Origin of the sequence: Sphingopyxis selenitireducens (assembly GCF_051550705.1) — a bacterium.
Lineage (GTDB): Bacteria > Pseudomonadota > Alphaproteobacteria > Sphingomonadales > Sphingomonadaceae > Sphingopyxis.
Genome location: NZ_JBPULG010000004.1, coordinates 209,423 through 227,178 on the forward strand (window position 1 = coordinate 209,423; position 17,756 = coordinate 227,178).

A 17,756-nucleotide genomic window follows, 5' to 3' on the forward strand; every position below is an offset into this window, starting at 1 on the left:
ACCCCGTTCGCATCGAGCGAAGTCGGGATGCCCATCGGCGGTGCATGCCTTCGGAGTGTCTCGACTTCGCTCGATACGGACGGGATTCAGAAGCCGGCTAAAGCCGCTCGGCCTGCACCACCATGTCCGACGCGCGCAGCGCCGACAGGATGCGCATCATATGGTGGACGTCGCGCACCTCGACGACGACGTCATAGGTGTGGAAACCGCCCTCGCGGTTCGACAGGCGCAAATTGGTGATATTCGCCATATTGGCGGCGAGGATTCCCGACATCTCCGCGAGCGTGCCGGGTTCGTTGAGGATGACGATGCACAGCCGCGCATTGCCGCCCTCGCTATCCTCCTGCCATCTGAGGTCGATCCAGTCGGCGTCGATTCCGTCGGCGAGGCTGGGGCAGTCGATGACATGCACGACAATGCCTTCGCCCTCGCGCGCCAGCCCGACGATGCGGTCGCCGGGCACGGGGTGGCAGCAGTCGGCGAGCTGATAGGCAACACCCGGTGTCAGCCCGGCGATCGACACCGCGGCGCCCTGGCTGAGCTTGCCGGGCTTGGTCTTCATCTCGGCGGTAATGCCGGGGACGAGCGCCTCGAGTAGCGCATTGTCGCTGAGCTGACGGCGGCCGATCGCAACATAGAGCGCGGTATCGTCATCGAGCTTGAGCCGTTCGCGCGCCGCCGCGCGCGCCTTGTCACCAATCTTGTTCGGCAGGCGCGCGATGATTTCGTCATACATCTTGCGCCCGAGCGCCGCGAGCTCGACCTTTTCCTTCGACCGGACGTGGCGCCGGATCGCGGCGCGCGCCTTGCCGGTAACCGCAAAGCCGAGCCATGCGGGCTGCGGGGTCTGCTTGTCCGACACCAATATCTCGACCGTGTCGCCGTTGACGAGCTGGGTGCGCAGCGGCACCAGCCGCCCGTTGACCTTGGCGCCGACGGTACGGTCGCCCAGTCCTGTGTGGACGGCATAGGCAAAGTCGATCGGCGTCGCGCCCTTGGGAAGCTGGTGCAAACTGCCCTTCGGCGTGAAGGCGAAGATGCGATCCTGGTACATCGCGATGCGCGTGTTCTCGAGGAATTCTTCGGGATCGTGCGTTTGTTCGAGGATTTCGAGCAGGTCGCGAATCCACCCCGCCTGGCCGTCGGGCTCGGCGCCACCCTGTTTATATGCCCAATGCGCGGCGAAGCCGAATTCGGATTGCTGGTGCATTCCCATGCTGCGGATCTGGATTTCGATCCGCATATTCTGCTGGTGCATGATCGTCGTGTGGAGCGACTTGTAACCGTTGCGCTTGGGGGTCGAGATATAATCCTTGAAGCGGCCGGGGACCATTTTCCACTTGCGATGGATCAGTCCCAGTGCGGCATAGCAGTCGGCGTCGGTCGGGGTGACGATACGGAACGCGATGATGTCGGTGACCTGTTCGAAACTGACGTGGCGCTCCTGCATCTTGCGCCAGATCGAATAAGGATGCTTTTCGCGCCCCGACACTTCGGCCTCGATGCCGTTCTTCGCGAGCAATTCCTTGAACTCACGGCTGATGTTCGCGACCTTGTCCTTGCCGCCGGCGGTCAGCTTGGCGAGGCGGCCAGTGATCGTCGCATAGGCCTCGGGCTCCAGCTCGCGAAAGGCGAGCAGCTGCATCTCGCGCATATATTCATACATGCCGATCCGCTCGGCGAGCGGGGCATAGATATCCATCGTCTCCTTGGCGATGCGCCGGCGCTTTTCGGGGCTCTGGATGAAATGGAGGGTGCGCATATTGTGCAGCCGGTCGGCGAGCTTGACCAGCAGCACGCGGATATCGTCCGACATGGCGAGCAGGAATTTGCGCAGATTTTCGGCGGCGCGTTCATTTTCGGTCTGCGCCTCGATCTTGCTGAGCTTGGTCACGCCGTCAACGAGTCGGCCGACGTCGGCGCCGAACAGCCGCTCAATCTCTTCGGGGGTGGTCAGCGTGTCTTCCAGCGTATCGTGGAGCAGCGCGGTGACGATCGTTTCGGCGTCCAGGTGAAGATCGGTCAAAATCCCTGCAACTTCGACCGGATGGCTGAAATAGGGGTCGCCCGAGGCGCGTTTCTGACTGCCATGTTTCTGGACGGTGAAAACATAGGCGCGGTTCAGCAACGCCTCGTCGACGTCGGGATCATAAGCGCGCACGCGCTCGACAAGTTCATATTGACGCAGCATCGCTGCCAATGTCGCCCATGCGGGGGCAATTGCAATGCGAAATTTGCTTGCGCGGTTCCCGGCAGGCTTCGCAATATTGATAAAGTCGATTGAAAGCATCGGTCGCGAGCTGTCGCGGCCGATGATGAAGGCGCCGCGCCCGCTGAGAGCGTGGCGCCTTCAAGGGGTGTCAGCCTTCGCCGTTGCAGCGCGCCAGCTCGTCGGCCGCCAACGCCTTGCCGTTCACGACGAAGCCGGTCACCGGTCCCATTTTCTTGACCAGCGCTGCGCACATGATCGCTGGGCGGCTGGTGCCGCGCGCCGCCGAACAGGCGGTGCCTTCGCAAAGCCATATGACGTCGCGTGCGACGAAGCGGCTCGCGGGCGCCGCCTTGGCGAGCTCCGCGCTGTAAAAGGCGCCGCCTGCCGCCGTCGCCGGTGCAATCGCCAGCGCGCCGATCAGCGCCGCGCCAGCCAAGGAGGGAAGGGGAGAAAAAATGCGTTTGAACATGGTATTTTCCTGTTTTTGCGCAACCAAAAGGTTGCGAAATGAAATTTACTTCCATGAGTTGCGAAAAGCAACGGAGGCTCTATATTTTTTTGGCGCGAATTGGGATTTTACGTTAGGGCTTGGCCAATGGGAAAATTACGCGAACCGCTGAGCGATCTACATTCGGGGCACTGTGCCCTGCCGCTTGCCCTTGAGGCGATGGGCGAACGATGGTCGTTCATGATCCTTCGCGCGGCCTTCAACGGCGTTCATCATTTCGAGGAGTTCCAGCAGGAACTCAATATCGCGCGCAACATCCTGTCGAACCGCCTGTCGCGTCTCGTCGACCATGGCATCATGGCGCGAGAGGTCATGGCCGAGGATCGGCGCAAGGTGCAATATCAGCTGACCCAAAAGGGCGTCGAACTGCTCCCCGCGATGATTGCTCTACGCCAATGGGGCGAAAAATGGGGCGCCGGCGTTCCGTCGACCCCCGTGCTGGTCGACGTTCATGACGAACAACCGATCGGTCCGGTGACGATTACCGCGCACGACGGACGTGCGTTGGGCTATGGGGAGCTGGTGTGGAAGCATCGCGCCGAACTCCAGCCGCTCGGGCAGGCGCGCGTGCGTGCCGAAGCGGCATCGATCGCCGCCGAATGACCGGCCGCCCCTTCTGTCGCTGACCCCCGGAACCCATCGCGCCTCCATGCCGCTATTCGGATTATCTTCGCCCGGGCCGTTTTTCGGCGACAAGATACGCGCCTTCTGGAACCTGCAGATATTGGGCTGGCTCGCCTGGCTCGGCTTGCGCGGGGTGTCGGGGCTCGCCAATGGCCAGTCCTTCACCTTTCTGATCCCGCAGGTGATTTCGGCGATCACCGGCTTCTCGCTGACGCTGATCCTGTCGGTCTGCTACCGCGCGCTGATCAACCGCCGCCCGATCCTGATGTGGAGTGTCAGCCTGGGTCTTGCGGGCCTTGCGACCGCGCTGTGGGCGTTCATCGACGCCTGGGTCGCGCAGATTCAGAATCCGGCAAGCGAAGCGGGGTTTACCAGCCTGCTTCTCGGCGCCATCTATATCGACGCGACCTCGCTCGGCGCCTGGTCGGCGCTCTATTTCGCGATCAATTATTTCCTCCAGCTTGAGGAACAGAATGACCGCGTCCTCCGGCTGGAGGCGCAGGCTGCGTCGGCGCAACTCGCTATGCTGCGCTACCAGCTCAACCCCCATTTCCTCTTCAACACGCTCAACAGCATTTCGACGCTGGTGCTGCTGAAGCAGACCGAGCCTGCCAATGCGATGCTGTCGCGCCTTTCGGCCTTCCTCCGCTACACGCTCGCCAACGAACCGACCGCGCAGGTGACGCTGGCGCAGGAAATCGAAACGCTGAAGCTTTATCTCGATATCGAAAAAATGCGTTTCGAGGATCGTTTGCGTCCCCATTTCATCATCGATCCGGCGGTGGCGCGCGCGCGTCTGCCTTCTCTCCTGCTTCAGCCGCTCATTGAAAATGCCATCAAATATGCGGTGACGCCGCAGGAGGATGGCGCCGATATCACCATCTCCGCACAGCTTGCCGGTCAAAATGTCCGGATCACCGTGTCCGACACCGGGTCGGGATTGCCAGCCGACCGCGCCGACCCCACCACGGGCCTTGCAACGGAATCGACCGGTGTGGGTTTAGCCAATATCAGGGACCGGCTGGCGCAGGCTTTTGGCGACCAGCAGAGGTTCGAAACGCATTCGGGCGTTGAGGGCGGATTCACAGTGATTGTCGAATTTCCGTTTCAACCAGAGGGCGGGCAAGCAAGAATTGGAACCGAAGCCACATGACAATTAGAACCATCCTGGTGGATGACGAAAAATTGGCGACCCAGGGCCTGCAACTGCGGCTCGAAGCGCATAGCGATGTCGAGATCGTCGACACCGCCCTGAATGGCCGGGAGGCCATCAGAAAGATCAAGACCCACAAACCCGACCTTGTTTTCCTCGACATCCAGATGCCGGGGTTCGACGGCTTTTCGGTGATTCAGGGGCTGATGGAGGTCGAGCCGCCGCTTGTCGTCTTTGTCACCGCCTATTCGGACCATGCGATCCGTGCGTTCGAGGCGCAGGCGGTCGATTATCTGGTCAAGCCGGTCGAGCCCGAACGGCTTGCCGACGCGCTCGACCGCGTCCGCCAGCGGCTCGCCGAAAAGCGCGGCGCGGCCGAGGTTGAACGGTTGAAGACGGTGCTCGCCGAAGTCGCCCCCGAAGCCGCCGACGATTATGATGCAGAGGTTCAACCCGACGCGCACGCCGCCGATCGCTATGAAAAGATGATCAACATCAAGGATCGCGGCCAGATTTTCCGCGTCGATGTCGACAGCATCGAACGGATCGACGCCGCTGGCGATTATATGTGCATCTATACCGCCGACAACAGCCTGATCCTGCGGGAAACGATGAAGGATCTGGAAAAGCGGCTCGACCCGCGCAACTTCCAGCGCGTCCATCGCTCGACGATCGTCAACCTGAGCCAAGTGAAGCAGGTCAAGCCGCACACTAACGGCGAATGTTTTCTCGTGCTGGGGTCCGGCGCACAGGTGAAGGTCAGCCGCAGCTACCGCGACGTGGTCGCACGGTTCGTGCACTAAACGAATAGCCCTCCCCCTTGATGGGGGAGGGTTGGGTGGGGGTGAGGTCGCAGGCTGGCTCATGCCTGCCACCTCACCCCCACCGCTGCGACTAGGCGATTGCATCGCCAAGTCTCGCTACCTCCCCCATCGAGGGGAAGGATTTGGTCAGAGCTGGTGGCCGGTCCGATCCCGCTTTGTGGCGAGATACTGTTCGTTATATTTGTTCGTCGGCAGCGCGAGCGGTAGCCGCTCGACGACCTCGACGCCTTCCTTCTCCAGACGCGCGACCTTTTCGGGATTGTTGGTCATCAGCCGGATGCGCGGGATGTTCAGCAACTCCAGCATCCGTCCGGCAATCGCGAAATCGCGCGCCTCGACCGGAAAGCCCAGCCGCAGATTGGCATCGACCGTGTCATAGCCCTGATCCTGCAGCGCATACGCGCGCAGCTTGTTGACCAGCCCGATGCCGCGTCCTTCCTGCCTCAGGTACAGCAGCACCCCCCACGGCGCGTCGGCCATCGCGTGAAGCGCGGCGTGGAGCTGCGGCCCGCAGTCGCATTTGAGGCTGCCGAGTACGTCGCCGGTCAGACACTCGCTGTGAAGCCGCACGACGGGGGGATTTCCGTCGCGCTTGCCGATCACCAGCGCGACATGGTCCGACGCCTCTTCGGGCGAGCGGAAAGCGATGATTTCGGCGCTCTCGCTGGCTTCGACGGGCAGGCGCGCGCGCGCCGCAACCTCGAGCCGCGCCGGATTTAGCAGCTCCGCTACATCGTCGACGGTGCACATGGTTTCGGCGTCGCCGCGCGCCTCGCGCACGAAAAAGGCGGGGAGCAGGCCAGCGTGGCGCGCCATCGTCATCGCGGCGGTGGCAGCGGCTTCGCTGCCGGTGGCAACGGTGCGAAACGGGCCTTTCAGCGGATTGGCAAGGTCAAGCGCCGGATCGGCGATCGCAAGCGCCGCCGCGACCGTATCGGCGGCGTCAGCCAACCGGACCGGACCCGGTGCCGCGGCGGCGCGCTGATTGGTCAGCTTGAGTGTGACAGCGCGTTCGCCGGAGAGCAGCACTTCGCGGCTGGCGAATTCGACCAGTGCCTCGTCGCGCGCGCTTTCGATCGCCAGCAGGTCGATGGCACCGACCGCGCTGGCCACACGAAACGGCCAGCCGCGGCGCAGCGCGTCGATGGCGCGGGCTGCCTGGCGGGCGCCGGAATTCGTCAAAAGGCGAACTCCGTCACCAGCGGGATATGATCCGAGGGGCGTTCCCAACTGCGCGCTGGCTGGACGATGCGGTGCGTGCTCGCGCGATCGAGCAAATCGGGGGTCGCCCACATATGGTCGAGCCGGCGGCCGCGGTTCGACGCCTCCCAATCCTTCGCGCGATAGCTCCACCAGGTATAGAGCGGCGTCGGCGGGGCGACGAAATGGCGGCCAAGATCGACCCACTTTGACGCCGCCTGCAGCCTGGCCAGCGTTTCGACCTCTACGGGCGTGTGGCTGACGACGTCGAGCAGCGCCTTGTGACTCCACACATCGCATTCCAGCGGGGCGACGTTGAAATCGCCGGTCAGCACGGTTGCTTCGGTCAGCGCGCCCGACCATTCGATCATGCGGCCAAAGAAATCGAGCTTCTGTCCGAATTTGGGGTTGAGTTCGCGATCGGGAATATCGCCGCCGGCGGGAATATAGACATTGTCGAGCCGCACGCCCGACGGCAATGTCACCCCGATATGGCGCGCCTCGCCATTCGCCTGCCAGTCATATTTGCGCACGTCCGTCAGCGGCACCTTGCTGACGATCGCGACGCCATGGTGCATGCGCTGGCCGTTGGTGACGATATGCTCGTAACCGAGCTTCTGGAACATATCCTTCGGGAACAGGCCGCACTCGACCTTGGTTTCCTGAAGGCACAGGACGTCGGGAGCTTCTTCGCGGAGGAATTTTTCGACGATGCCGATGCGGGCGCGGACGCTGTTGATGTTCCACGAAGCGATGCTGGTGCGAGTCATGCAGCGGCTCTATCGGTGCCCGAGGCGTGGCGCAATGCGATTGCGGGCTGGTGCCGCCTGCCGCGTCAGCGACGGAAAGCAACGCCGCGAATCATAAACCCCCGTTCCAGGGGCGGTGGAACGGGGGTTCAAGGTCAGCGTTCGTCACGCTCTTGAAAGAAGACACCAGGCGACCGGGTGGGGCAACAGGGGGAAACCCAAATCCGGCTGCCGTGTTGGCGTCTTCGAATACAGAAATACCGCTGCTTCCCTGTCGCCAAGCTGAACGAAATTTGACGCCCCGGCGTCATTTTTGCAGTTCGTCGATGTCGGACGTCGGTTGAACGGAAAAGCGGCGCCGAATCCGTGGGACGGATGCGACGCCGTATGAATCCGTATTGGTTGCGTGCCTTTCCTCAGCCCACCCGGCCGCGTTTGTTCGGGCGGGGGTCGGTCCAGCGGAAGGCCGAATCGGCGACCGGCACGTTGAATTTCTGATTGGTGAGGTCGATTCGCGTCCGGTTGTTTTGCGAATCGAGCGCAACCCAGCCGCGCAGGCGCAAGCCTGCGGGCGCCGAACCGTCGCGGACGAACACCATCGTGATCGTGCCATATTCGGGACGCTTGGGATCCTTGACCTCGATGCTCAGCACCTCGTTCCTGCCGGTCGGCAGGACCTTGGCATATTTCGTCAGGTCGCGGTCGGGATCGAGCAGCGCGCCGAGCGGGGAATTCTTCACCGGCCAGCGCTGCACCTGCTTGACCTCATAATCGATCATCGTCAGCGAACTGCCGTCGCCGACGATCAACAGCGGCACGCCCTTTTCATATTGAAAGCGGATTTTGCCCGGCCGCTTGAGGGTCAGCTTGCCCGAAAGGCGCTGGCCGTTGCGGTCGGTCTGGACGAAGTCGGCGGTCATCGAACTGGTCGATTTGAGGTGTGACTGCACCGCGGCAAGCGTGTTCGACGACTGTGCGATCGCGGGTGCGCCAATTGCAAGGCCCGCAACCGCGATCGGCGCAAGCGTCCAGGCGGCAAGGCTCGTCATGTTCGTCTTGAAGATCATCGCACTCTCATCTCTGGAATAGGTGACCGGTCTATCGCAGTCGGGCTTTGAACCCGCGCTGAACCCTTCGTTAGATGCTGTTCAAGTCGCGGGACCGCTAAAGGTTCCTCAGCGTTGCTGGCCATATTGGTCGGTCAGAACGTCGCGGCGGCCGACATGGTTGGGCGTGCTGACCAGCCCTTCCTCTTCCATCCGCTCGATCAGTCGCGCCGCGCTGTTGTAACCGATGCGAAGCTGTCGTTGCAGCCAGCTGGTCGAGGCCTTCTGGCTTTCGACGACGATCTGACAGGCCTTGGCATACATGCGGTCCTCGGCGCTGTCGCCGCCCGCCGGGGCGCCTTCCATCGCGAAGCCGCCGTCCTCGGGGTCCTCGGTGACGCTCTCGATATAGTCGGGCCGTCCCTGACCCTTCCAGTGATCGGCGACCGCGCGGACCTCGTCGTCCGACACAAACGGACCGTGGATACGGGTGATCTGCTTGCCGCCGGGCACATAGAGCATGTCACCCTTGCCGAGCAGCTGCTCGGCACCGGCCTCGCCCAAAATGGTGCGGCTGTCGATCTTCGACGTGACGTTGAAGCTGATGCGCGTCGGCAGGTTCGCCTTGATCACGCCGGTGATGACGTCGACCGAGGGGCGCTGGGTCGCAAGGATCAGGTGGATGCCCGCCGCACGTGCCTTTTGCGCCAGCCGCTGGATCAGGAATTCGACTTCCTTGCCCGCGGTCATCATCAAATCGGCGAGTTCGTCGACCACCACCACAATCTGCGGCAGCGGCGCATAATCGAGCGTCTCTTCCTCATACACCGGCTGGCCGGTATCGGGATCATAGCCGGTCTGGACTCGGCGGCCGAGCGACTTGCCCTTAGCAAGCGCGCCGCGGACCTTGTCGTTATAGCTGGCAAGGTTGCGCACCGACAGCGACGACATCATCCGGTAGCGATCTTCCATCTGCTCGACTGCCCATTTGAGGGCGCGGATCGCCTTTTTGGGTTCGGTGACGACAGGGGCGAGCAGATGCGGAATATCGTCATAGACGCTGAGTTCCAGCATCTTGGGATCGATCATGATCATCTTCACCTGATCGGGGCCCAGCCGATAGAGAAGCGACAGGATCATCGCGTTCAAACCGACCGACTTACCCGAACCCGTCGTGCCGGCGATGAGCAGGTGAGGCATCGGCGCGAGGTCGGCGATCATCGGGTCGCCGCTGATATTCTTGCCGAGGATGATCGGCAGCGCGCCGGTCTGGTCCTGGAACAGGGCGCTGCCGATAATCTCGTGCAACACCACCGACTCGCGATTTGCGTTGGGCAATTCGATGCCGATCACCGTCCGGCCCGGGATCGGCGCGATACGCGCGGACAGCGCCGACATGTTGCGCGCAATATCGTCGGCAAGGTTCGACACGCGGCTCGCCTTGGTACCGGGGGCCGGCTCGAGCTCGTACATGGTGACGACGGGGCCGGGGCGGACCGCCGTGACGACGCCCTTGACCTGAAAATCCTCGAGCACCGATTCGAGCAGCCGCGCGTTGCGTTCGAGCCCCGCCTTGTCGATCTGTCCGGTCGGGCCCGGCGGTGGCGGCGCGAGCAGGTCGATCGATGGCAGCTGATAATTGGTGAACAACTCGGTCTGCGGCTTCGCCTTGGGTTTCGACGGCGCGGTGCGCTCGGCGGGGTCGGCGATCTCGGGCGGCGCGCGGTCGGTCGGTTCGGCGCGCGGGCGCGGTGTGACCACGCGCTCGACCAAGGTCGGGGCCTTGGCGCTCGCTTCGGGTTCGACGGGTCTCGCGGGCTCGACGATGCGGCCTCCCTCGGCCGCAGGCAGCGTAAAGCGCGAGGCCCAGCCCTTTTCGAGCCGGAGGGCGCGATAGCCGAGCCACAGACCGACGCCGAAGAGCAGGAGGATCGCCCCGAAACGGACCAGCGCTGCGGCAGGGTCGCCGGCAAGTTCGAACCAGGGGGTAATCGCGGTGCCGACGATCAGCGCAATGATCCCGCCCCATCCCGCGGGCAGCGGCGCATTGCTGTCGGGTGCCCAAAGCTGCGCGCCCAACCCAACGAGCAGGATCGCGATGAAGACAAGGGTCAGCTGGCGCTTCCAATAGGGCTGCGGCGCCGCGGTCCACAGCCGCCAGGCGAGGAGGCCGAGCAAGGGCAGCAGAAGGACGATCGCACCGCCGCCGACGAACAGCAGCAGATCGGCGAACCATGCCCCCGCGGTGCCCATCCAGTTCGCGGGATTGCCTCCGGCGGCGGTATGGATTGCGGCATCGGTGCCGTCATAGGTCAAAAGCGCGATCGCGAGGAACAAGGTGAAAGCGCCGAGCGCCACCGCCGCAGCGATCACCAGCGATCGCGCGATGCTCTGGCGGAAGACACTGCGCCAATCGGCCTTTGCGGTAATGGCCTTGCGGCTTGCCATGCTCTGAACGGTCCCTGTCGATGTACCACGGCGGTATGCACATGGGGCGGAGTCGGCGTCAAGCGCGGGCCATCGAGAGGTGGCGGATGTGCGCCTGACCGCTTTCCAAGCGCCGCGCGGCAAGCTAGGGCAGCGGCATGAATGAAACGCTGCGCAGCGATGTCCTGATCTCGGGCGGCGGCCTCGTCGGCCAGGCGCTCGCCCTTGCTCTCGCCCACCACGGCCTGTCGTCACAGATCGTCGATCCCGCCGATCCGGTCACGACGATCGCACCCGGCTTCGACGGTCGCGCTTCGGCGATCGCCAGCGCGACCTGGCAGATGTTCGAAGTGCTGGGGGTCGCCGATCGCCTCGCTGGCCATGGCTGCCCGATCCGCGCGATCAAGGTCGGCGATGGCGTTCCGGGGCAAGGGCGCGGCGGCGAACTGGATTTCGTCACCGCTGAAGACGACGCGCCGCTGGGCACGATGATCGAGAATCGCCAGCTTCGCCTCGCGCTCGCCGCCGGTCTCGCCGATGCGCCGCTGGCGCGCCTGCATATGCCCGCAGCTGTCACCGCGCGCGATGTCGACGCCCATGGCGTCACTTTGACTCTCGCCGACGGCACAAAGCTTGCGGCGCCGCTGCTGATCGTCGCCGAAGGGCGCCGCTCGCCGACCCGCGACGCGGCGGGGTTCAGCATTGCCAGCTGGTCCTACCATCATCATGCGATGATCGGGGCGGTGGCGCATGAAAAGCCGCACGCCAACGTCGCGCATGAGATTTTCTTCGCCTCAGGCCCCTTCGCGCTGCTGCCGCTCGTTGACGATCCGCAGGGCCGGCATCGCTCGGCGTTCGTCTGGACGGTCGATGAAAAGGACGGGCCGGGTTTCGCCAAGCTGGGCGACCGCGGCTTCATTGCCGAACTTCAAAAGCGCGCGGGCGGCACGCTCGGCGCGATGGAACTCGTCGCGCCGCGCATGACCTATCCGCTCGGCTTCCACCACAGCGCGTCGATCGTCGCGGACCGGATCGTGCTGGTCGGCGATGCCGCGCACGGCATCCATCCGATTGCGGGGCAGGGGCTGAACCTTGGCCTTCGCGATGTTGCGGCGCTCGCCGAAGTGCTCGTCGAGGGCGCGAGGCTGGGGCTCGATCTCGGCGATGCGGCGCTGCTCGCGCGTTATCAGCGTTGGCGCGGGCTCGACAATATGATGGTCAGCCTTGCGACCGACGGCCTGACGCGTCTGTTCGGCATTCCGGGACGTACTGCGTCGGCGGTCCGCCGTGCGGGGCTGGGCGCGGTCCAGCGGCTTCCCATGCTCAAGCGTTTCTTCATGGACGAAGCGCGCGGCGAAGCAGGCGACCTGCCACGCTTGCTGGCCGGGGCTGAAATTTAGCGCCGATTTGAAAATCTACTGCAGCGTGACGCGTCCGTCGTCGCTGTCGAAGCGTCCGAAAAACTGCATCATCTGGACAACCAGTTCGGCGCGGGCGTCGATCGGCGTCGCCTCCAGCAGCGCCTGCTTGGCTGCGGCGTCGAAAGGCGCGACCTGCGCGATGCCGTTCACCAAAGTCGCATCATCGAGCTGACCGACCGATTCCCAGTCGACGACATAGCCCTGACGCGCGGCAAAGCGTTTCGCTTCACGTTCTAGGCTTGCGCGCTCGATACTCGACAGCACGGCCGCCTCCTCGGCTTCGATCTCGATCTCGGCCTCCACCTGCCGGAACGGTGTCGTGACATCGAGTTCCCGGCGGACGCGGAAACGCGCCACGCCTTCCAGCACAAGGTTGAAGCGCCCTTCGTCGAGCGCCTCGACATCGATGATGCGCCCGACGCAGCCAATGTCATAGAGCGCGGGCGGCTCGCGATTCTCCTCGCCGGGAATCTGGCGCGGCTGGATCATCCCGATCTGCCGGTCGCGTGCCAGCACCTCCTGCACCATCGCCGAATAACGCGGCTCGAAAATATGCAGCGGCAGGTGAAGGCCGGGAAACAGCACCGCGCCGGGCAGCGGAAAAATCGCGATCCGCTGGATGGTCAAAGGCGCGGCTTCGGGCATCAGCCGAACAGGATCAGCGACAGGCGGCGGCGCTGCGCCGCGACCCATGGATCTTCCAGCCCGACCGCCTCGAACAGCGACAGCAATTTGGCGCGCGCGGCATCCTCCTGCCATTCGCGGTCGGTGGCGACGATATGGAGCAGATTGTCGGCGGCGGCATCGCGCTGGCCCGCACCGATCTGCGCGCTCGCAAGATCGAACCGCGCCTGATGATCGTCGGGGTTGGCGGCGACTGCGGCTTCGAAACCGGCCAGCTCGCCTGCATCGGGGGCATCGGCAGCGAGCGCGAGTGCGCTCTTCGCCTGTGCAATTGCGGGATCCTGAGCGATCTCGGTCGGAACGGCATCCAGCGCGGCCTGCGCGCTTTCGATGTCGCCCGCGAGCAGCATCGCGCGAATCAGGCCGCCATGTGCAGACGCATTGTCGGGCGCGATGTCGAGGATCTGGGCAAAGACGCTCGCGGCGCGCGGCCCGTCGCCTTCGGCGAGTATATTTTCGCCCATTTCAATGAGCGGCGCGATCTCGACCGCGCGGGCGGTTGCTTCGCTTTCGATCGGCAATTGGGCGAGCAGCTGGTCGAGGATGGTCTTCAGCTGGCTTTCGGTGCGCGCGTTGGTCAGATTGGCGACCGGCTGGCCCTGAAAGATCGCATAGACGGTCGGGATCGACTGGACCTGAAACTGGCCGGCGATAAAGCGATTCGCATCGACGTCGACCTTGACCAGCTTGACGCCCTTGTCGGCATAATCTTCGGCGACCTTTTCCAGCACCGGGCCCAGCTGCTTGCACGGCCCGCACCATTCGGCCCAGAAATCGAGGATGACGAGGCCGGTCATCGACGGATCGACGACGTCGCGGCGGAAAGCTTCGACGGCTTCCTTCTCGGCGGGGTTCAGACCCAAAGTGGCCACAGGGTAATGCTCCTTGCTCATTGTCTGCGCCCGGACGGTGCCGTTTCGGCGTCAGCCGGAAAAAACTCTCGTCCCGTCTATGTGGGATTTGCGTTCAATATGCCAACCCTTCGACTTAAATTGCATCGAAATGACCGAGGGGGGTTGCCGAGTCAAAAACCCGATGCTAATGGCCCGCCTCACCCGCTGGAACCGCCCGGTTTCAGCCGCCAGAGCGGGCGTAGCTCAGGGGTAGAGCACAACCTTGCCAAGGTTGGGGTCGAGGGTTCGAATCCCTTCGCCCGCTCCAATATTTCCTAACATTTTCGACATCTTAACCGCTGCGGCGGCGTAATATGTCGTCTTAATTTTGCGGTAATTTTGCGCGGCGTAAGCAGGACGTAATATGGTCAGAGCGCGCTGCGGGGACCCTCTGGCGCATGATTGGCGGCCGTCTCGTGGCTTATCGGGCAGCCTCGCTTGCTTCGAATTGAGCAAGAGCACCGCAAACCGCACCCTTACCTGCTCTCACTCCGATTCTTCCCACCCAAACCAATGTTGGGTGTGGGCGCGAGATGACGAGCGACGTCAAAACCTATCCGGGCGAATAGGCTGGGCCCATTGCACTGCGGCTATTGTCCGATCAGTATCATTGTCCTGCGAGGGGCCAGCTAGGGTACCCCATGAGTTGGGCACCTTTCCAACTTACAGCGGTCAGGCAATCGAGTTCTATCTGACGGCGTTTCTTCTTCATTGCGGGAGTAGCGCCGTTGAGGTGCGCCGTACGGAGCATCATCTTGTGTTGAGGGCGGATGCCGCCGTGATAGCTTGTCGTGTGAAAGCGGACCCATGCCGTCTCGTATGTTAAGTGTGTCGCGTGAGAATCTCGTCACTCGCTACGGTCCCAATGGTCTTGAAGCAGAACCTCAGATCAACCGCATGACCGCAACGCTCGCGGAGGTGACGCACCAGACAGCTGTCGTAAGCGCTTCAATTCCGAATCAATCCGCTATCGATCGCTGACCTTCGGCGCGTCGGAGCAGCGTCACTTCGTCATTTTGCGCCGCGGCACCGCCTCCGCCGGGTGAGGAAGTCTTGTCATGATTTGCTCTCCCATCGCTCGTGCAGATCGTCGATCACATAGGGGTGGCTAGCACCCTCGGGATGATGGCGGCGAAGATGGTCATGATCGGGCGGCAGGCCGGGGTGATCGTGCGCAACCGATTCGGGGTCGCTGGCAGGCCAGAACAGGCTGCCGAGTATTGTCCCAAAGAGGGCGATCGCCGCCATCGCGGCAAAGGCAGCGGTCATCGATACGCCCGCACCAAGCTGCCCGACAAGAGGGTAGGTGATGAGCCAGCAGATGTGACTGAGTGCGAACTGTGCAGCGAACAGCGCCGGACGATCTTCGGCATTGGCCGACCGCTTTAGCAGCCTTCCTGACGGCGTGATGCTCATCGAATAGCCGATGCCCAGCACCGCCCAACCGCCGAGGAGGATGTACCAATAGGTCGTGTTCACCGGGACGATGCCGCTGATCCAAGCGAGCGCGGCGAGCACCGCAGCGAGGATCGACGCCGAGAGGAGCATGACGCGACGGTCAGAGATCCGATCGAGGATGGGCGGCAGGATGAAGGCGGCGGCCATCGATCCGAAGCCATAGGCAGCGAGCGTGAGCGCGACGTCCTGCTGCGTCATGCCGAGCCGATCTCGGACGATCACTACGGTGTTGACGATGACCATCGAACTGGCGGCAGCGGCGGCGAGGGTGATAGCGAGCAGCCCACGGAGCCGGGGTGTCTTCAGGTAAATGCGGATGCCGCGGGTCGTTTTGGCATAGATGCTCCTTTCGCGGGTTGCCGAACGCTCGGGGCGCGGCAGGGTTACCGAAAGCACCAGAACCGCTGAAGCGATGAAGCCGACGGCAGTCCCGGAGAAGAGCCAGTGGAAGTTGATCATGGTGAGGAGCGCGGCCGCGAGAAGAGGGCTGGATATATTTTCCATGTCGTAGGCGAGCCGCGAAAGCGACAGCGCACGGGTATAGTCGTGCTCGTCGGGGAGCACGTCAGGAATCGTCGCCTGGAAAGTGGGCGTGAAGGCAGCGGACGCCGACTGGAGTACGAAGATCAGAAGATAAATCTGCCAGATTTCGCTGACGAATGGCAGACAGATCGCGACCGCGGCGCGAACTAGGTCGAGCGTGACAAGCAGGCCACGGCGTGGCAGGCGGTCGGCAAAGGCACCGGCGATTGGCGCGATGCCGATATAGGCTGCCATCTTTATCGCGAGCGCTGTCCCGAGGACGGCCCCCGCGTCGCCGCCAGCGATATCATAGGCAAGAAGCCCGAGCGCAATTGTTGCCAACCCCGTCCCGATCAATGCGATCACCTGGGCAAGCAGAAGATGCCGATAAGTGCGGTTGGCGAGGACTGTGAGCATTTTTCCGGACTTGAACTATATCCCCCCGGGGGGATATAGGCCCTATAGAAAAGCTACCGCGATGCCGTCAACTGTACCGCAGTGGTTTGAGAGATATTGAGGCCACGCGCCTGAGGGGCGTCGTGACCTAAGAGAATTGACCATGGCCGATCATCACTCCCACCAACACACAACCCATCCCGCCATCATCAAGCGCCTCAACCGCGCGACGGGGCATCTGAAGAGCATCGTCGGCATGATCGAGGAAGGCCGTCCCTGCACCGATATCGCGATGCAACTGTCGGCCGTCGAGAAAGCGGTTGCCAATGCCAAGCGCACCCTGATCGAGGATCATATCGGTCATTGCATCGGCGGCGAAGCGGATGTGGGCGGCAAGGCGATGGCCGAGTTTCGCGCCATTTCGAAATATCTCTAGCTCCGGTCCATCACGGATATTCTCTGACCCGCTCATGCTCCGCCGCTCGCGCCCAAGCCTATTGCCGCTGATAATGCTCTGCCTGACGGCGGCGGCGATGCTGCTGTCCGTCGCCAACACGACGCTCAGCCACAGCCCGGTCGCGATGCTCGCGGCCGAGGCCGAGCGGCACGCCGAGCTCGCTGCCGAGGTTGCCGATCATGGACATTCCCATGACACCGGCGACGAGAATGAGCGCGGTGCAGGTCACATGCACGGGCATAACCCGGCCGATCATAATCATGATCCGCCGCTGGCAACGGCGGCTCTGCGGATCGACCCGTCGGTTGTGACAGCGACCTGGACCGGCTTTGCGCCTGCGGCGCTCGACGGTCGCAGGGGGTCAAGGCTCGACCGCCCACCCGACCTCGCCAGACTGCGATACCGGCGCCGCTCGTCGCGGCATCCATCTACGCATTTCAGGATAATTTTATGATCAAGGCTCTTACAGGGCCAGGGCGCATGGATAATGCGCGCTGGCGATTGCTGCTGTTTTTCGTTCTCGCCGCCATGTCCTTCGTCTTCGCGACGGGCGAGGCCATGGCCCATGCCGTCGCCGAAGGTGACAAGGGATATATCCAGGAGATCAGCGGCGTGAACATCCTCGCCTTCATGTATCTCGGCGCGAAGCATATGGTCACCGGTTACGACCATATCCTCTTCCTCTTCGGCATCATCTTCTTCCTCTACCGGATGAAGCATATCGCGCTGTACGTCAGCCTCTTCGCGATCGGCCATTCGACGACGATGCTGCTTGGGGTCTTCTTCGACTTCGGGATCAACAGCTATATCATCGATGCCATCATCGGCTTCTCGATCGTCTACAAGGCGCTCGACAATCTCGGCGCCTATCAGCGCTGGTTCGATTTCCAGCCGAACACCAAGGTTGCGACGCTCATATTCGGCTTCTGCCATGGCTTCGGCCTCGCCACGAAGATCATCGAATATGACATCTCGCCGGACGGCTTGCTGCCGAACCTGCTCGCCTTCAACGTCGGGGTCGAAATCGGCCAGCTTCTGGCGCTCGGGGCGATCCTGATCATGATGGGCTTCTGGCGCCGGACCGACAGCTTCTGGAAGCACGCCTACACCGCGAACGTGGTCATGATGGCCGCGGGCTTCCTTCTCATCGGATATCAGCTGACCGGCTACGCGGTCTCCTAA

At 63.0% G+C, this 17,756-nt stretch carries 16 protein-coding genes and 1 tRNA gene; 8 read left to right on the forward strand and 9 right to left on the reverse strand.

Annotated features, from left to right (window positions below):
- Positions 1–97: 97 nt before the first annotated feature.
- Complete coding sequence (locus ACSYDV_RS14315) at positions 98–2,191, reverse strand: RelA/SpoT family protein (RefSeq protein ID WP_438324804.1); 2,094 nt, start codon at positions 2,189–2,191, stop codon at positions 98–100.
- 169 nt (positions 2,192–2,360) lie between these two features.
- On the reverse strand, positions 2,361–2,681 hold the full coding sequence (locus tag ACSYDV_RS14320; RefSeq protein WP_438324492.1) for a CC_3452 family protein: 321 nt from the start codon (positions 2,679–2,681) through the stop codon (positions 2,361–2,363).
- 126 nt (positions 2,682–2,807) lie between these two features.
- Between ACSYDV_RS14320 and ACSYDV_RS14325 the strand changes: the two genes are divergently transcribed.
- The 3 genes from ACSYDV_RS14325 to ACSYDV_RS14335 are packed head-to-tail and all read left to right on the forward strand — an operon-like array spanning position 2,808 to position 5,300.
- Entirely contained in the window at positions 2,808–3,323 is a 516-nt protein-coding gene (locus ACSYDV_RS14325) for a winged helix-turn-helix transcriptional regulator (RefSeq protein ID WP_438324493.1), read from the forward strand.
- Between the two features lie 46 nt (positions 3,324–3,369).
- Entirely contained in the window at positions 3,370–4,497 is a 1,128-nt protein-coding gene (locus ACSYDV_RS14330) for a sensor histidine kinase (RefSeq protein WP_438324805.1), read from the forward strand.
- Entirely contained in the window at positions 4,494–5,300 is an 807-nt protein-coding gene (locus ACSYDV_RS14335) for a LytR/AlgR family response regulator transcription factor (RefSeq protein WP_088472124.1), read from the forward strand. The genes ACSYDV_RS14330 and ACSYDV_RS14335 overlap by 4 nt, the downstream gene beginning before the upstream one ends.
- Before the next feature lie 147 nt (positions 5,301–5,447).
- Here ACSYDV_RS14335 and ribA read toward each other — a convergent pair whose 3' ends face one another.
- The 4 genes from ribA to ACSYDV_RS14355 all read right to left on the reverse strand — a co-directional run bounded on the left by ribA (position 5,448) and on the right by ACSYDV_RS14355 (position 10,764).
- Complete coding sequence (ribA, locus tag ACSYDV_RS14340; protein WP_438324494.1) at positions 5,448–6,503, reverse strand: GTP cyclohydrolase II; 1,056 nt, start codon at positions 6,501–6,503, stop codon at positions 5,448–5,450.
- Positions 6,500–7,291, reverse strand: coding sequence for an exodeoxyribonuclease III (locus ACSYDV_RS14345; protein ID WP_438324495.1), 792 nt, complete (start codon positions 7,289–7,291; stop codon positions 6,500–6,502). The genes ribA and ACSYDV_RS14345 overlap by 4 nt, the downstream gene beginning before the upstream one ends.
- Before the next feature lie 395 nt (positions 7,292–7,686).
- Positions 7,687–8,337, reverse strand: a complete 651-nt coding sequence (locus ACSYDV_RS14350) for a LolA family protein (RefSeq protein WP_438324496.1) — start codon at positions 8,335–8,337, stop codon at positions 7,687–7,689.
- A gap of 108 nt (positions 8,338–8,445) precedes the next feature.
- Entirely contained in the window at positions 8,446–10,764 is a 2,319-nt protein-coding gene (locus ACSYDV_RS14355; RefSeq protein ID WP_438324497.1) for an FtsK/SpoIIIE family DNA translocase, read from the reverse strand.
- A gap of 137 nt (positions 10,765–10,901) precedes the next feature.
- Here ACSYDV_RS14355 and ACSYDV_RS14360 point away from each other — a divergent pair, with 137 nt between their 5' ends.
- Positions 10,902–12,143, forward strand: a complete 1,242-nt coding sequence (locus ACSYDV_RS14360) for an FAD-dependent monooxygenase (RefSeq protein ID WP_438324498.1) — start codon at positions 10,902–10,904, stop codon at positions 12,141–12,143.
- A 15-nt stretch (positions 12,144–12,158) separates the two neighbouring features.
- Here ACSYDV_RS14360 and ACSYDV_RS14365 read toward each other — a convergent pair whose 3' ends face one another.
- Both ACSYDV_RS14365 and ACSYDV_RS14370 read right to left on the reverse strand, forming a co-directional pair.
- A complete protein-coding gene (locus tag ACSYDV_RS14365; RefSeq protein ID WP_438324806.1) occupies positions 12,159–12,809 on the reverse strand; it encodes an LON peptidase substrate-binding domain-containing protein in 651 nt (216 codons plus the stop codon).
- Positions 12,809–13,720, reverse strand: coding sequence for a tetratricopeptide repeat protein (locus tag ACSYDV_RS14370; protein WP_438324499.1), 912 nt, complete (start codon positions 13,718–13,720; stop codon positions 12,809–12,811). Before ACSYDV_RS14370 ends, ACSYDV_RS14365 begins: the two co-directional genes overlap by 1 nt.
- Positions 13,721–13,934: 214 nt before the next feature.
- Here ACSYDV_RS14370 and ACSYDV_RS14375 point away from each other — a divergent pair.
- A tRNA-Gly gene (locus tag ACSYDV_RS14375) sits at positions 13,935–14,009 on the forward strand.
- Positions 14,010–14,797: 788 nt separating this feature from the next.
- Here ACSYDV_RS14375 and ACSYDV_RS14380 read toward each other — a convergent pair.
- Positions 14,798–16,138 (reverse strand): MFS transporter, encoded by a 1,341-nt coding sequence (locus ACSYDV_RS14380; RefSeq protein ID WP_438324500.1) that lies wholly within the window; start codon positions 16,136–16,138, stop codon positions 14,798–14,800.
- Between the two features lie 142 nt (positions 16,139–16,280).
- Between ACSYDV_RS14380 and ACSYDV_RS14385 the strand changes: the two genes are divergently transcribed.
- The 3 genes from ACSYDV_RS14385 to ACSYDV_RS14395 all read left to right on the forward strand — a co-directional run bounded on the left by ACSYDV_RS14385 (position 16,281) and on the right by ACSYDV_RS14395 (position 17,756).
- Complete coding sequence (locus tag ACSYDV_RS14385) at positions 16,281–16,553, forward strand: metal-sensing transcriptional repressor (protein ID WP_438324501.1); 273 nt, start codon at positions 16,281–16,283, stop codon at positions 16,551–16,553.
- Between the two features lie 97 nt (positions 16,554–16,650).
- Positions 16,651–17,028 (forward strand): hypothetical protein, encoded by a 378-nt coding sequence (locus ACSYDV_RS14390; protein WP_438324502.1) that lies wholly within the window; start codon positions 16,651–16,653, stop codon positions 17,026–17,028.
- Between the two features lie 74 nt (positions 17,029–17,102).
- On the forward strand, positions 17,103–17,756 hold the full coding sequence (locus ACSYDV_RS14395) for a HupE/UreJ family protein (RefSeq protein WP_438324807.1): 654 nt from the start codon (positions 17,103–17,105) through the stop codon (positions 17,754–17,756).

Bases quoted from the DNA above. Each gene is read 5' to 3' on its own strand.
- ACSYDV_RS14315 (WP_438324804.1), bottom strand. From the start codon at position 2,191: ATGCTGCGTCAATATGAACTTGTCGAGCGCGTGCGCGCTTATGATCCC.
- ACSYDV_RS14320 (WP_438324492.1), bottom strand. From the start codon at position 2,681: ATGTTCAAACGCATTTTTTCTCCCCTTCCCTCCTTGGCTGGCGCGGCG.
- ACSYDV_RS14325 (WP_438324493.1), top strand. From the start codon at position 2,808: ATGGGAAAATTACGCGAACCGCTGAGCGATCTACATTCGGGGCACTGT.
- ACSYDV_RS14330 (WP_438324805.1), top strand. From the start codon at position 3,370: ATGCCGCTATTCGGATTATCTTCGCCCGGGCCGTTTTTCGGCGACAAG.
- ACSYDV_RS14335 (WP_088472124.1), top strand. From the start codon at position 4,494: ATGACAATTAGAACCATCCTGGTGGATGACGAAAAATTGGCGACCCAG.
- ACSYDV_RS14345 (WP_438324495.1), bottom strand. From the start codon at position 7,291: ATGACTCGCACCAGCATCGCTTCGTGGAACATCAACAGCGTCCGCGCC.
- ACSYDV_RS14350 (WP_438324496.1), bottom strand. From the start codon at position 8,337: ATGATCTTCAAGACGAACATGACGAGCCTTGCCGCCTGGACGCTTGCG.
- ACSYDV_RS14355 (WP_438324497.1), bottom strand. From the start codon at position 10,764: ATGGCAAGCCGCAAGGCCATTACCGCAAAGGCCGATTGGCGCAGTGTC.
- ACSYDV_RS14360 (WP_438324498.1), top strand. From the start codon at position 10,902: ATGAATGAAACGCTGCGCAGCGATGTCCTGATCTCGGGCGGCGGCCTC.
- ACSYDV_RS14365 (WP_438324806.1), bottom strand. From the start codon at position 12,809: ATGCCCGAAGCCGCGCCTTTGACCATCCAGCGGATCGCGATTTTTCCG.
- ACSYDV_RS14380 (WP_438324500.1), bottom strand. From the start codon at position 16,138: ATGCTCACAGTCCTCGCCAACCGCACTTATCGGCATCTTCTGCTTGCC.
- ACSYDV_RS14385 (WP_438324501.1), top strand. From the start codon at position 16,281: ATGGCCGATCATCACTCCCACCAACACACAACCCATCCCGCCATCATC.
- ACSYDV_RS14390 (WP_438324502.1), top strand. From the start codon at position 16,651: ATGCTGCTGTCCGTCGCCAACACGACGCTCAGCCACAGCCCGGTCGCG.
- ACSYDV_RS14395 (WP_438324807.1), top strand. From the start codon at position 17,103: ATGTCCTTCGTCTTCGCGACGGGCGAGGCCATGGCCCATGCCGTCGCC.